The 14040-nt window shown below is 51.7% G+C and carries 12 protein-coding genes and 1 pseudogene; 11 read left to right on the top strand and 2 right to left on the bottom strand.

From position 1 onward, the window contains the following. Positions 1-164: 164 nt before the first annotated feature. The 5 genes from DXC51_RS25335 to mobQ all read left to right on the top strand — a co-directional run bounded on the left by DXC51_RS25335 (position 165) and on the right by mobQ (position 4160). Positions 165-479, top strand: a complete 315-nt coding sequence (locus DXC51_RS25335) for a hypothetical protein (protein WP_055061395.1) — start codon at positions 165-167, stop codon at positions 477-479. A gap of 84 nt (positions 480-563) precedes the next feature. After that, complete coding sequence (locus DXC51_RS25330) at positions 564-1124, top strand: RNA polymerase sigma factor (protein WP_117545665.1); 561 nt, start codon at positions 564-566, stop codon at positions 1122-1124. Next, the gene (locus tag DXC51_RS25325; protein ID WP_117545664.1) at positions 1121-1969 is read left to right on the top strand and encodes a hypothetical protein; all 849 of its coding nucleotides are present in this window, start codon (positions 1121-1123) and stop codon (positions 1967-1969) included. Before DXC51_RS25330 ends, DXC51_RS25325 begins: the two co-directional genes overlap by 4 nt. Positions 1970-2121: 152 nt before the next feature. Beyond that, the gene (locus DXC51_RS25320; protein WP_117545663.1) at positions 2122-2418 is read left to right on the top strand and encodes a DUF3847 domain-containing protein; all 297 of its coding nucleotides are present in this window, start codon (positions 2122-2124) and stop codon (positions 2416-2418) included. A 230-nt stretch (positions 2419-2648) separates the two neighbouring features. Beyond that, on the top strand, positions 2649-4160 hold the full coding sequence (mobQ, locus tag DXC51_RS25315; RefSeq protein ID WP_117545678.1) for a MobQ family relaxase: 1512 nt from the start codon (positions 2649-2651) through the stop codon (positions 4158-4160). 77 nt (positions 4161-4237) lie between these two features. Here the strand turns inward: mobQ and DXC51_RS25310 are convergent, their stop codons facing one another. Continuing rightward, positions 4238-4657 carry a nuclear transport factor 2 family protein gene (locus tag DXC51_RS25310; protein ID WP_117545677.1) on the bottom strand — a complete coding sequence of 140 codons (420 nt, stop codon included), beginning with the start codon at positions 4655-4657 and terminating at the stop codon, positions 4238-4240. Between the two features lie 89 nt (positions 4658-4746). Between DXC51_RS25310 and DXC51_RS25305 the strand changes: the two genes are divergently transcribed. The 6 genes and pseudogenes from DXC51_RS25305 (at position 4747) to DXC51_RS25280 (ending at position 13288) form a co-directional block, all read left to right on the top strand. After that, positions 4747-6624, top strand: coding sequence for an AAA family ATPase (locus DXC51_RS25305; RefSeq protein ID WP_117545662.1), 1878 nt, complete (start codon positions 4747-4749; stop codon positions 6622-6624). A 121-nt stretch (positions 6625-6745) separates the two neighbouring features. Then, the gene (locus tag DXC51_RS25300; RefSeq protein WP_097777333.1) at positions 6746-6967 is read left to right on the top strand and encodes a transposon-encoded TnpW family protein; all 222 of its coding nucleotides are present in this window, start codon (positions 6746-6748) and stop codon (positions 6965-6967) included. A gap of 10 nt (positions 6968-6977) precedes the next feature. Further along, positions 6978-7655 (top strand): annotated as a pseudogene (locus DXC51_RS25295) (DNA topoisomerase); the annotation flags it as partial. 194 nt (positions 7656-7849) lie between these two features. Further along, positions 7850-8308 (top strand): 2-thiouracil desulfurase family protein, encoded by a 459-nt coding sequence (locus DXC51_RS25290; protein WP_069423980.1) that lies wholly within the window; start codon positions 7850-7852, stop codon positions 8306-8308. A 114-nt stretch (positions 8309-8422) separates the two neighbouring features. After that, on the top strand, positions 8423-13084 hold the full coding sequence (locus DXC51_RS25285; RefSeq protein WP_117545661.1) for an LPD25 domain-containing protein: 4662 nt from the start codon (positions 8423-8425) through the stop codon (positions 13082-13084). A gap of 3 nt (positions 13085-13087) precedes the next feature. After that, on the top strand, positions 13088-13288 hold the full coding sequence (locus DXC51_RS25280; protein WP_003509281.1) for a transposon-transfer assisting family protein: 201 nt from the start codon (positions 13088-13090) through the stop codon (positions 13286-13288). 53 nt (positions 13289-13341) lie between these two features. Here the strand turns inward: DXC51_RS25280 and DXC51_RS25275 are convergent, their stop codons facing one another. Beyond that, the gene (locus DXC51_RS25275) at positions 13342-13848 is read right to left on the bottom strand and encodes a GNAT family N-acetyltransferase (RefSeq protein ID WP_069423982.1); all 507 of its coding nucleotides are present in this window, start codon (positions 13846-13848) and stop codon (positions 13342-13344) included. Positions 13849-14040 lie beyond the last annotated feature (192 nt).

The following is a 14040-nucleotide window of genomic DNA, read 5'->3' as shown; positions in this document are numbered from 1 at the left end:
AGAGCCGGAAAAAACAGAAATCCTGCGATAACAGCCGCCCCGACGATACACTCCCTGTCCGGGCGGTTTCTATTTGAAAATCCTCATTTTCCCCAAGTCAAGAGCCGGGAAAAACACCCGAAAAATGCCCCTATTGCGTAACAGGGGCGCAGAAAGGAGAGTTTATGAGAACAGGGCTTACGAAGCAGGAAAAGACCACCGATATATGGTTTGACGAGAAAGACCCCCTTATCCATATCCGCACACACAACACCGACTTAAAGAAGCGGCTTGCCGCCTACTCCGGACAGTACCCCGACCAGTGCCGCCAGACCGACGCAGACCCCGAAACGGGTTGCATGGAGTTTGAGATTGTAAAGGGGCGTTTCTCTTTCCGTCTGACCGCCCCATACAGCGAAGAACGGAGGAACGCCGCCAGCAAAGCGGCAAAGAAACATTCCGGCAACTTGACACACCCTATTCAAAAAGATGTGCTATAATTTTTTTGAAAAAGTTTCGGATTAGATGTAGTATTTGCCGCTGAAACCGTAGTACATAGGTGAAGCCCGAAAGGAGGCGGTGAGATGATAGACGACGAAAAAATCATAGAAATGTTTTTTGGACGTTCAGAACAAGGCATACGAGAGCTGGATATAAAATACGGAAAGGTCTGCCACAATCTTTCCTACCATATCGTAGGCAGCAGACAAGACGCGGAGGAATGTGTAAACGACGCTTATTTAGGCGCATGGAACGCCATTCCCCCGGCACGACCTAACCCGCTGCTATCTTATCTTGTTAAAATCGTTCGGAACATTTCACTCAAAATCTATTGGAGAAAGGAAGCAGCCAAACGGAGCAGCCATTACACGATTGCTTTGGAAGAAATTGAAGCCTGTATAGCAGCCCCGAATACAGTAGAAGCAGAAATCGAAGCCAAAGAGTTAGCCCGTATCATTGAAGCATTTTTAGACACGCTGACTACCGAAAACCGCGTTATTTTCATGCGCCGCTATTGGTTTTCTGACAGCTACAAGGACATAGCCGAGTTTGTAGGGCTTTCAGAGAAAAACATTTCTGTCCGGCTGACCCGTATCCGCGAGAAGATGAAGCAATATTTGATTGAAAGAGAGGTATTCATATGAACGCAAAGAAGTTTTCCGACGCTATGAGCGAACTTGATACAAAATATGTCGATGAAGCTCTCAACTACAAGAAGAAAGCCAAAAAGCCCATTTGGGTAAAGTGGGGGGCTATTGCAGCTTGCTTGTGCTTGATGATACCATTGACCGCATTTGCCGTTGATATAATTCAATATAATGCAGCGGTTGATTATCTCAATTCTCTCGGCATTGCTGTTGAAGATTTGAGCGACTATTCTCATAAAGAAATAAAAGAAGCTGCAAAAACGATTGACGCAGGAGAAAGTAACCCGTTGACTGAAGAAATCCTTAGTCTAATACCAGAAAACAAAAAACCGCTCGATACACCGACGCAGGTAACATCTGAGCAAATTAAAGAACTAACACCGACCATGACAAGAGAAGATGTTCTTTCTCTTTTAGGTGACACACAAGATGTTGGCTCAGGCATTTATATATATCTTTACGAAGTAGACCAACAATACCTGCTGCGTATTCCTTTTGCAAGCGATGAAGCACAATTAGGTGTAACAGGAGAAGATTTGCTAAAGGCATTGGTTCCCATTTCTGGAGATATTGCTCCTATGGTCTATGTAAATGATACGCTTTATCAAATCGTTGACTCTCAACCCAACTTCGCAGATGAAAAAAGTTCTTTCAATTTGTTAGGAAAAATCGAAAACGCAGTTAGTTCTTCGGAAGAACCAAAAGAAAATTTCCAAGCAAATGATGATATTGTAGGGGCTGCGGTTTATCAGTACGGCGATAACATTGTCGTTGAGTTTGAGGGAAAATACTGGTTATATGAACACTATCATAACACAGACTTTGACGGAAACTCAGACTGATATGCCCCACGCCCAAACAAGCCATACTTCTGATGAAAAAGTATCCGAACAAAACCTTCTTGCAAAGTAAATAAGTTTTCTATTTTACAAGGGCAGCCGAGAAAATCGACTGTCCTTTTTCTATGCTTATGAGCAGAAAGGAGCGACCAACCATGACAAAGCCAAGAGAGAAAACCCGCGAGGAGTTGCAATCCGAGATTGAGGACGGGAAGAAGAAAATCCGGCAGTTTGAGAACCGGGAAAAGATGTTGCGTCAGAAGCTATCCAAAGAGGAACGCAGAACGCGCAGCCACCGCCTTATCGTCCGGGGCGCGGTCTTTGAAAGCATTGTGCCGGAAGCAAAGGGCATGACCGACGAGGAAGCCGCCGCGCTTCTCCGGCTTGCCTTGACGAGTGAGCCAGCGCGGGAATATCTGAAAAAACGAGCCGAAAGCGGGAAAAGCGAATAATCCCTTTGGAACAAAGGGCGCACTTATACACCCTTGCGGGCGTGTGCGCTCTGCCGAGGGCTTATCTCCGCACAGGGGACTTTCCCCGCGCTCCGATATGGCGGCGTTGCCGCAACAAGGGGCTGCACCCCTTGCGCCGCTTCGCGGCTATCCCTGCACACCCACAAAAACAGTACACCCGCCTTTGGCGTCTGTACCATTTTTGCGGGTTTTATTATCCTATCCGGGAGGTGATACCCATAGCCATTTACCATTGGAACATCGGTATTGTGAGCCGAGGAAAAGGCAAATCAGCCGTTGCCGCAGCCGCCTACCGAAGCGGCGAAAGGCTGACAAACGAGTGGGACGGAATGACCCACGACTACACCCGCAAAGGCGGCGTTGTCCATACAGAAATCATGCTGCCGCCCCATGCCCCACCCTCATTCTCTGACCGTTCAACCTTGTGGAACAGCGTGGAGCTTTACGAGAAAGCCGGAAACGCCCAGCTTGCCAGAGAGATTGACGCGGCACTCCCCATAGAATTATCCAGAGAGGAACAGATCCGGCTTGTCCGGGAATACTGTTCCTCTCAATTTGTTTCCAGAGGAATGTGTGTGGATTTTGCCATTCACGACACCGACAAGGGCAATCCCCATTGTCACATCATGCTGACTATGCGACCACTTGACGAGCGCGGCACATGGGCGGCGAAATCCAAAAAGGAATATGACCTTGACGAAAACGGCGAGCGTATCCGCTTGCCAAGCGGCAGATACAAAACCCACAAAGTTGACCTTACAGGCTGGAACGACAAGGACAACACCCTCTTGTGGCGCAAGGCGTGGGCTGACTATACCAACGACTTTTTGGAGAGGAACGGAAGCCCGGAGCGTATCGACCACCGCAGCAACGCCGAGCGCGGCATTGACGAGCTGCCCACCGTCCACATGGGCGTGGCGGCTTGCCAGATGGAGAAGAAAGGTATCGCCACCGAGAAAGGCGAACTGAACCGAAATATCCAAAAGGCAAACCGCCTTATCCGTGAAATCCGGGCGCAGATTGGGAAGCTCAAGGAATGGATTGCCGACCTGTTCAAAGCGCGGGAAACCGCCCCGAAGCAGCCGCCGCAATCTCCCAACCTTGCAAATCTGTTGATGAAGTATTTGAGCGTTCAGAGAGAAAAGAGCCGGAAGTATTCGCAGCGTTGGCAACAACAGCACGCAGCCGATGAACTGAAAACCATAGCGGCGGCGGTCAACTATCTTTCCGAGCATAGTATCTCGACCCTTGACGAGCTGGACGCCTCTCTTTCCTCTGTCAGTGATAAAGTCTATTCAATCCGGGAGGGAATGAAAACCGCCGAGCAGCGCATGAAAGAGCTGCAAAAGCTGATAGAGAACGGCGAGAATTATTTACAGTATAAACCCATTCATGCCGAACTGAAAAAGCTGAAAAACGGCTGGACGAACAAACGGGATAAGTATGAGGAAGCCCACCGCGCCGAGCTGACCCTATGGAACGCAGCAAGCCGCTATCTCCATGCAAATCTGACGGATATAAAGATGCTGCCTATCTCCAAATGGAAACAGGAATACGCCGACCTCAAAGAGCAGAGAGATACCGACTACACCAAACTGAAAGCTACCCGCACCGAGGTTGCCGAGCTTCAAAAAATCCGCAGGTGCGTGGATATTGCACTCCGCGCCGACCAACCGGAGCAGGCACAGACCCGCACCAAGCTGCACGAACAGGAGCGATAAAGAAAAGGACGGGCAAGCTACTTTGCCTGTCCGTCCTAAGTGTTTTCCGATAAAATGGACGCTATTGATTCCTAATATTAAAACCAACTTGCTCTTTCGTCCCTAAATTCGGGCAGGTCACTATGTTCATAAGGATTATAATTATTCAAATTGCAGCCAAACTCTTTCAATGATTTTATTTTATTATCCTTTGTCCATTCAACCAGGGAAATTCCATCAAATTCCTCTATGCTCCCATTGTTCATTTCATTTTTGAAATACCACTCCACAATCGTCTGATTTCCTTTGTGGAAAAATTGTTTGATTTCCCAAACAACGACTTTGCCACGAGTATTCCATTCCTGAAACCAGTGTTTTACGATTTGACGGTTATTATATTTTGGACTCCAACTTTCAGTATAAATTACATCTTCTGCAAAAATATTATCAATACCTAAGTCCTGTTTTGTAAGCCACATTTCAAACCATAAGTGAATAATTCTTTCTCTTTCATTCACAACCCAGCACCTCACTAACTTCCGATTTTTCGGTTTCATTCTACATCAAAACTATGAACAATTCAACCACAGAAAGAGAGGTATCAACCATGTATTACACCCAAGAACAGATAGACCACGCCAACCAAGCCGACCTTGTTTCTTTTCTGCAAGGACAGGGCGAGCAGCTTACCCGCGCCGGAAATGAATACCGCTGGAAGCGGCACGACAGCTTGACCGTCCGGGGAAACAAATGGTACAGGCACAGCCAGAGTAAGGGCGGCGCACCCATTGATTTTGTCATGGAGTTTTTCGGCAAGAGCTTCACCGAAGCCGTTGAACTGCTGACAGGAGAAAAAGGCGCAGCACCGCCGCCGGACAGACCAAGCTCCGCGTCCATTTCTGACTTCCGACTGCCACCCCGCAGCCCCGACAACCGCATAGCGAGGAACTACCTCACAGCCGCCCGCCGCATTGATGAAGATGTGACGGGCTTTTTCTTTTCCACCGGCGATATTTACGAGGAAGCCGCCCACCATAACGCAGTATTCGTCGGCAGAGATGAAAGCGGCATACCGCGATACGCCCACCAGCGCGGCACAGCCGAGAGTTTCCGGCTTGATGTGAAAGGCAGCGACAAAGCTTTTAACTTCTGCTACCGTGGCGAGGGCGAAAGATTGTTTGTTTTTGAAGCCCCGATAGACCTGTTATCTTTCCTCTGCCTGTTCAAAAAGGATTGGCAAAAGCAAAGCTATCTTGCGTTGGGCGGCGTGGGAGAAAAAGCCCTGCTGCGTTTCCTCTCTGACCGTCCGAACATCAAGACCGTATACCTCTGCCTTGACAGCGACCAAGCCGGAAGCGACGCTTGCAGCCGCCTTGCAGAGCTTGTGCCGGAGGGCTTGACCGTCCACCGCCTTGTGCCGCTTTACAAGGACTGGAACGAGGTATTGCAGCACCGGGCAGAAATCGCGGACGGGAAGTATTTGCGGGAAGCGGTCTACGGCTTGAAAGAGCCAACCCAGGAAGAAACCGTTGAGATTATCCGAATGAGTGAGGTTGACACGCAGACCGTTGAATGGCTATGGGAGCCGTATATCCCCTTTGGGAAAGTAACCATTGTGCAGGGAAATCCCGGCGAGGGCAAGACCACCTTTGCCCTACGCCTTGCCGCCGCCTGCACCACCGGGGGAACGCTGCCGGGAATGAAGCCCTTGCCGCCATTCCAAGTAATTTACCAGACCGCCGAGGACGGTTTAGGCGATACCGTCAAGCCCCGTTTGATAGAAGCAGAAGCCGACCTTGACCGCGTGCTTGTGATTGATGAAGCCAAGCGGGAGCTTACCCTCTCCGATGAGCGCATAGAAAAGGCAATCACGCAGAACGGGGCGCGTCTGATTATCCTTGACCCCATACAGGCGTATATGGGCGACAAAGCCGACATGAACAAGGCAAACGAGGTCCGCCCCATTTTTCGCCGCCTTGCCGAAGTTGCGGAGCGTACCGGGTGCGCCGTTATCCTTATCGGACATCTCAACAAAGCTGCCGGAGGACAGAGCGCATACAGGGGCTTAGGTTCTATCGACTTTAGAGCCGCAGCAAGGAGCGTCCTTTTAATCGGGCGCGTGAAGCGTGAGCCGAATGTGCGCGTTATCATTCACGACAAATCTTCCCTTGCGCCGGAGGGAAAGCCCGTTGCCTTTTGCCTTGACCCGGAAACAGGCTTTGAGTGGATAGGCGAATATGATATAACTGCCGACGAGCTGCTGTCCGGCGCGGGCGGCAACAACGCCACAAAAACCGAACAGGCTGAAAAGCTGATACTTGACCTACTGGCAGACGGAAAAGAGCTTGCCAGCGAGGACATAGAGAAAGCCGCAGCCGACGCGGGGATTTCTGCCCGTACTGTCCGGGCGGCAAAGAAAAACCTTGACGGGCGCATTACCTCAAAGCGCATTGGCGCGGCATGGTATCACGCTCTTAAAAAGTGAAACGGCAAAATCCAAGTGGCAAAACCCAGATACCTTGCCACTTTGCCACTTCGCCACTTCAACCTCAAAACCACCGCCCCATGTATGACCGCATGGGGCTTTATCTTTGAAAGGAGAGCCTATGAGCAACGAAACCAACACCCGCACCGCCACCCCTACCGCTTCCCCTCTGACCGCACAAGGTACACAGCAGCCCGTTATGGTAAAGAGGATTGGAAAGACAACCTATCGTGTCAAGCTGCATTTCAGCGAAACGAGCAAGGAAACGATGACCGATAAGATTAAGCGGCTTATTTTGAATGATTGTGCAAAAGAGTTTGAACAAAGCGAAAAAATTTCTTAAACACCCTTGACAAAGCGTATCAGAAGATACCCTGCTTTCCGCTATGGAGCGCGCCGGTGCGGACGATCTGCCAGAGGACGCCGAGCGGCAGGGATTGGGAACCCCGGCCACCCGCGCTTCCATCTTAGAAAAGCTGGTGCAGATGGGCTTTGTGGAGCGCAAAGGCAAACAGCTACTTCCCACCAAGGACGGCCATAACCTTGCCTGTGTGCTGCCGGAGGTGCTGACCTCTCCTCAGCTTACGGCACAGTGGGAAACGGAGCTGACGGCCATTGCCAAGGGGCAGGCCGACCCGGAGGGCTTCATGGCTGGCATTGCAGAAATGACAAGGGGCCTGATCGCAAACTACTCCCAGATCAGCGAGGACGCGCAGAAGTTGTTTCAAGCCGAGCGTGTGGTTATCGGCAAATGTCCGCGCTGCGGGGAAAGCGTCTACGAGGGCAAAAAGAACTACTACTGCGGAAACCGAAGCTGCCAGTTTGTCATGTGGAAGAATGACCGATTTTTTGAGGAACGGGGCAAGGCGTTCACCCCGAAGATCGCCGCCGCGCTCCTTAAAGACGGAAAAGCAAAGGTAAAGGGCTTGCGCTCCATGAAAACCGGCAAAACCTATGACGGAACGGTGCTTTTGGCCGATACCGGCGGCAAGTATGTGAACTACCGCGTGGAACAGAGGGGCAAAAACTAAAAACAGCAAGCATAGGGAGTGTAGCCACACTCCCGGCAAAATCCCTGACCCGGCGCACCTGCCGGGCCGGGGATTTTCTCTTTGGGGAAGCCCCAAACCCCTTGTATCCAGCAAATTTACAATTCATCTATTCCAAGATACACCATGTCATAGTATAATAAAGCCAACGATAATATCCGTTTGAGGTGATAAGTGTGAAAATATTAGTTAGTGCTTGTATTATGGGAGTGGATTGTAAATACAATGGAAAAAATAACAAAAATCTGGCAGCTATCAACTACTTAAAAGATAAAGAAATTATTTGCATTTGTCCAGAGCAATTAGCAGGTATGACTACTCCCAGACCTTGTGCAGAGATTGTGAATGGTGTAGTAACAGACGAAAACGGAAATGATGTCGATTTGGAATATAAGCGAGCAGTATCAATGGCATTATCCCAAATTCAACATGAAGATATTGAGTTAGCTATACTACAATCCAGAAGTCCTACCTGCGGAGTAAACCAAATATATGATGGTAGCTTTACCGGAAAGCTGATTTCTGGAATGGGATTGTTTGCAAAGGCATTAAAAGAACGAGGCATCAAAGTTATTGATGTTGAAGAAGTAGAAAGCTTTAATTTGTTAGACTGTCCCCAGCTTCAATCAATCTAACCCAAACTTTCAAAATTGAATATCAGCCGCTTATTATCGGCCCACCCAGCAGGAAATTTTTCAAAGGTTTCCTGCTTTTCTTATGCCATTTTTCAGAAAGGATGTGAACCCCAAATGTCTTACAGCTCTTATGACCATGACGATTTAGAACTGGCCAGCACCATGCGGATCGAGCGCCGGATTTACTTTGAAAGCGGCAAGGCCGATCTTTCCGAAATGGTAAAGCTGCCCCTTGCGGAGCTTCTTTCCCTGCGGGCGGAAAGCGCCGCCGCAGAACAGGAAGTGTTTGACCGCCTGAAAGAGCAGGCCGCCGCATGGGAGGAACAGGCCGGAAAAACCCTGTTTCTGGACAAAGCCCTTGAATATGCCCGGACGCTTCCCGTCACCCACACTGCAAACCAGTGGGAGGCCCCGGACGAATACCGCCATATCCGCAGCAACATGGTTTACCAGATGGATTATTCCATTTCCGAGAATACCCGGTATGACAGCACCGCAAAAAAATCCGTTCCCTACTCGTGGACGCTCCGCTGGGGCCTTTATACCAACGCGCCCCACGGAAACCAACGGGAAAAGATCGCCGGACAGGATCGGAAAGTCTTTGCCAACCGGGAAGAACTGGACAGATACCTGAATGGCCGGATCAAAGCCCACGACCATTACTTTACCGAAATTTCCCCGGCCATCCCCAAGGAATACGCCGACTGTTTCAAGGTCAACGGCTGCCTGCTCCCCGGCTACACCATCGAGGGGGAGGAACCGGCAAAGACCGCAGAGCTTCCCACACAGGAGGAAGCCGCACAGCCGCAGACCGCAGCCACCCCGGAAAGGAGGGAACCCGTGAACGAAATATTTTCCATTTTTCTTGATAACCGCGCCGAAGCGCAGACCGGCGGGCCGCATGGGTACTGGCTTTCCCTGCCGACTTCCGCCGAACAGGTGCAGGAAGCCCTAAAGGAAATCCATATCACCGCCAACAACCAGCAGGACTTGTTCATTGGCGGCTTTTCTGCCCCGGAGGGAAAACCGCTGGAACTGCCGGAGGATTTGATAAAAGCCGCCAGTGTGGATGAACTGAACTTCCTTGCCGCCCAGCTTCAAAAGCTGGACGTCGTGGAGCTTGCGGAGCTGAACGCCGCCATGCAGTCCCCGGCAAAAATGCAGACCATCGGGCAGCTTTTGGACTACGCCGAAAACACCGATTGTTTTGTCTTAATCAACGCCAAGGACAACCGCAGTCTGGGGGAATATTATCTGAATGATTCCGGGCTGTTTGTCGTCCCCGACCCGTGGAAACCGGCCATTGACACCGACCGGCTGGGAAGTTTTATTGCCAACGAGGAACAGGGAACCTTTACCGATTACGGCTATATCCTGCGAACCAGCGACGAATGGCAACGCGTCCATGAGGGCCAGCCAGTGCCGGAGGAATACCGGGTGATGGCCTATCCCGCGCCGGAAATTCTGCGGGATGAAAGCAAGGTGCAGCCGGAGGCGGCAGCGCCTACAAAGGCCCCGCAGCCTGTCACCCCCATTCTCTTAAACGGCCAGAACAGCGCCGAGCGCATGAAAGAGATCACCGACCGGCTGGAAACCGGCATACAGGAGCTTTTCGAGAGTGAGCGCTACAAAGCCTATCTCACCACCATGTCCAAGTTCCACAGTTACAGCTTCAACAACACCCTCCTGATCGCCATGCAGGGCGGACAGCTTGTGGCGGGCTACAACAAGTGGCGGGACGATTTTCACCGCAATGTGAAGAAAGGCGAAAAGGCCATCAAGATACTGGCCCCGGCCCCGTTCAAGGCAAAAAAGGAAGTGCAAAAGCTGGACGCACAGGGCAGGCCGGTGATGGGAAAGGACGGAAAGCCTGTTACCGAAGTACAGGAAATACAGGTTCCGGCCTTTAAGATCGTTTCCGTCTTTGATGTGAGCCAGACCGAGGGGGAACCGCTGCCCTCCATCGGCGTGGAAGAACTGACCGGCAGCGTGGAACGCTACGGGGAATTTTTCAAGGCGCTGGAACAGACCTCCCCGGTTCCCATTGGTTTTGAGGACATTCCGGGCGGTTCCCACGGCTACTACCATCTGACGGAAAAGCGGATCGCCATTCAGGAGGGCATGAGCGAATTACAGACCCTAAAGACGGCCATCCATGAGATCGCCCATTCCAAGCTCCACGCCATCGACCCGGAAGCCCCGGCCATAGATCAGGCCGACCGCCCCGACAGCCGCACCCGCGAAGTGCAGGCCGAAAGCGTGGCCTATGCCGTCTGCCAGCACTACGGGCTGGACACCTCCGACTATTCCTTTGGCTATGTGGCCGGTTGGAGTTCCGGCAAGGACTTGAAAGAGCTGAAAGCCTCCCTTGAAACCATCCGGGCCACCGCCCATGAGCTGATTACCACCATTGACGGCCACCTTGCCCAGCTTCAGCAACAGCGGCAGACCCAGCAGGAGCAGCCGCAGGCCGCACCGCTGGAACGGGCCGCCGAGCAGCCAGACCCGGACAGCGTATTTTCCAAGCTGTCCCCGGAGCAACAGCAGGAAATGACCGACAGCGTAAAAGCTATGCTGCAAACCTTGATTGAAGCGGATTTGAAATCCACCGGCGAAGTGTCGCAGGGAACCAAGGAGGCGGCACAGGCGCAGGGCTTTACCATTGCCGGGGATGGAACGCTGGAACAGGCAGAAGCCCCGCAGGAGGCCGCCTACCGTCTGGAAAGTGGCGATTATCTGTATATCCAGACATCGGAAACCGGCTATGATTACACACTGTACGGCCCCGACTACAAGGAACTGGACGGAGGTCAGCTTGACAATCCCGACCTGTCCCTTGTGGAAGCCGGAAAAGAAATCCTTGCCATCCATGAGCTACCGGCTGGGGCAATGGAACCCCTGACCGGCGACAGGCTGGACGGTTTTCTGGAAGCAACCGAACAGGCCAACGCCATTCCCCAGCCGCAGGCATGGAACGGGATCGACGGCCTTTTGAATGGGAAACCGTTCATGCCGGAGGCGTCCCCGGCTGACCGGGCCGCCGCCCTGATCGAGCTGGCAGAGAAAAACGCCCCGCGTCTGGGCAGCGAGGAACGACAGTTGATCGTGGCCTATGCCGAGGCCGTGGGCGATACTGACAAGGTGATCGGGCTTATCAACCGCCTGTGTGAACAGGGCTATGAGCTGCAAAACGGCCAGATGGATTCCTTTGTGAAAAGTGAGATCGAAAGTGAGATTGCCGTTGCCAACGCCCAGCGGCAGATCGCGCAGAATCCGGCGGCGGAGCCGGTTGTCACGATCCTTTGGAGTGAAAGTCCCCATCTGAAAGACGGCCAGCAAATGCCGCTGCATGAAGCCGAGGCCGTTTTCAAGGAGCTGGACAGTGCCAGACGCCATGAACGGGAGCAGCCGGGCTATACGGGCCATTGGTACGACAAGACCAAGTTCCGCATTGACTTTACCATGCAGGGCCAGCCGGACAGCTACGAGGGACGGCAGGACTTTGGCGACGGGGACGGTTCCCTGATCCAGCATATCCGGGGCTACCACGAATACTACGCACAGGATGAAAGCTGGAAAAACCATGTGCTGCACCATGAGGGGCCGGAGGCATGGGAGGCGGACAAAGCCCAGCGGGATATGCTGCTGCATGAGTTTGTTCCGTATATGGAGCTGCATTGCAATCTGGCCGCTATGGAGCAGGAGGCCCGGCGTCCCCTGCGATCCGGGGAAACCCTGACGCCGGAACAGACCGCTTATTTCAACGCGGTTTTGGACTATGTAAAGGAGTGCCGCCCGCTTCTCAATCAGAGCCAGTACCACTTGCCGGAGCCGCCGCAGCTTTCCGACTTCGGCCAGAGCTTGCAGGACTACAAAAAACAGATCGAGGCAGAGCTGGAACAGGAGGCCGCCGCTGCCGGGCTGACGGTGGAGGAATATGTTGCCTCTGACTATGAGGCCCCGGCGCAGCCCAACTTTTCCATCTACCAAGTGCCGCCCGGCCCGGAGGGACGCGACTTCCGCTACCGTTCCTATGAGGACTTGCAGGCAGATGGGCTTTCGGTGGACAGGAAGAATTACCAGCTTGTCTACACCGCGCCGCTGGACAAGGACACCACACTGGACGAGATTTACCGCCGCTTCAACATAGAACATCCCGCCGATTACAAGGGACATTCCCTCTCTACGGGGGATATTGTGGTGTTCCGGCAGGATGGAAAACAGACCGCCTACTATGTGGACGAGGGGGCCGACTACCGGCAGGTGCCGGAGTTCTTCGCCCAGCCGGAAAAGCAGCTCACGCCAGACGAGTGCATGACCGGCGAACAAATCCAGACACCGAGAGGCCGTTTCTATCTGACCGACAGGAGCCGGGAACAGATGGAGGCCGCCGGGTATGGATTCCACCACCAGTCGGAGGACGGCAGGTATCTTATTATGGCAAACGGCACAAGGGCCTTTGCCATCCCCGCCCAGCAGGAAAGCCATATCAAGACGGCGGAAATGTCCACCGAGCAGAACTACAACATGATCGACGGCATGATGAACAATGCCCCGTCTATGGAGGAACTGGAAGCAAGGGCAAAAGCCGGGGAACAGATTTCCCTTTTGGATGTGGCCGAGGCAGCCAAGGCGGAGGCCAAAAAGCCCAAGCAGACCCGAAAGACGACGCAGAAACAAAAGAAACCGTCCATCCGGGCGCAACTTGCCGCCGCCAAGGAGGAACAGAAAAAGAAGCCCCCGGCGCGGGAAAAATCAAAAGAAATGGAGGTATGAGGAATGTATTTCACCGTGGAAGAAGAAAACCTGATCTGTCTGTACCACAACGCCGACCGCCGCAGGACGGCGGCAAATCTCCGGGCAGCTTTGCCGGACATGGACAAGGAAATGGCGGCGCTGGCCTGCCAGACCGCCGATAAGCTGGACGCCATGAGCGACGCCGACTTTGCGGCGCAGCGGTTCCACTTCACAGACGAATAAGAAAAACGCCGGGCGCGGGGGCTGTCAAAGCCTCTGCGTCCGGCATTTCTTTTTCACAAAATTTTTGCCATATAAAATTCATCAACAAAGGAGCCGTTGACGAACATGGATTTCTCCCTTGTTCCCTCAATCTTAAAACCACTTTTTTCATACAAGTGTCTTGCTGTTTCATTGCAACATTCAACAGTAAGTTCCAGTCTCTTAATTCCATTTTCCTTTGCCCAACAATTCAGCATTTCAAAAAAAGATGTACCGATTCCTTTACCTCTATAATCTTTCAAAATGCCTACTACAATATATGCTGTATGAAGAATCCGATTAAACTTTCCCCGTTCTGCCCGAATATAGCCAACCATTTTTTGATTTTCCATTGCCACTTGTAAAAAATCACTTCCACAAATCACATTATTTTCAATATCATTTTTTAATTTTTGAACATTTGTGGTCTGGGTTCTCTCATTTGGTTCATACATCATATAATCTGTTTCAGCGTCCAAAGTGTTTAATAACTTCCAAAAATCTTCTATTTGGTTTAATTCCAGAGTTCTATAATAAAGCATAAGTACACCTCAATTCAAATTTACTCAATTATAGCATTGCACAAAATCAGTGTCCATGCCAAAATCATTCAGCCGGGACAAAGACCTAAAAAGCTGTCTTTGTCCCGGCACTTCTTTTTTGTCCATTTTCCCGCATTTAGAACCCTGTTTTTGGGGGAACAGGATAACTTTATCCACCTGCCTGCCGACCAT

Source organism: Eisenbergiella massiliensis (assembly GCF_003435485.1).
This window is presented reverse-complemented; position numbering and strand designations above follow the sequence as displayed.

Coding starts and splice junctions, on each gene's coding strand:
- DXC51_RS25285 (WP_117545661.1), top strand. CDS start 8,423: ATGTCTTACAGCTCTTATGACCATGACGATTTAGAACTGGCCAGCACC.
- DXC51_RS25305 (WP_117545662.1), top strand. CDS start 4,747: ATGTATTACACCCAAGAACAGATAGACCACGCCAACCAAGCCGACCTT.
- DXC51_RS25335 (WP_055061395.1), top strand. CDS start 165: ATGAGAACAGGGCTTACGAAGCAGGAAAAGACCACCGATATATGGTTT.
- DXC51_RS25330 (WP_117545665.1), top strand. CDS start 564: ATGATAGACGACGAAAAAATCATAGAAATGTTTTTTGGACGTTCAGAA.
- DXC51_RS25320 (WP_117545663.1), top strand. CDS start 2,122: ATGACAAAGCCAAGAGAGAAAACCCGCGAGGAGTTGCAATCCGAGATT.
- DXC51_RS25300 (WP_097777333.1), top strand. CDS start 6,746: ATGAGCAACGAAACCAACACCCGCACCGCCACCCCTACCGCTTCCCCT.
- DXC51_RS25280 (WP_003509281.1), top strand. CDS start 13,088: ATGTATTTCACCGTGGAAGAAGAAAACCTGATCTGTCTGTACCACAAC.
- DXC51_RS25325 (WP_117545664.1), top strand. CDS start 1,121: ATGAACGCAAAGAAGTTTTCCGACGCTATGAGCGAACTTGATACAAAA.
- DXC51_RS25275 (WP_069423982.1), bottom strand. CDS start 13,848: ATGCTTTATTATAGAACTCTGGAATTAAACCAAATAGAAGATTTTTGG.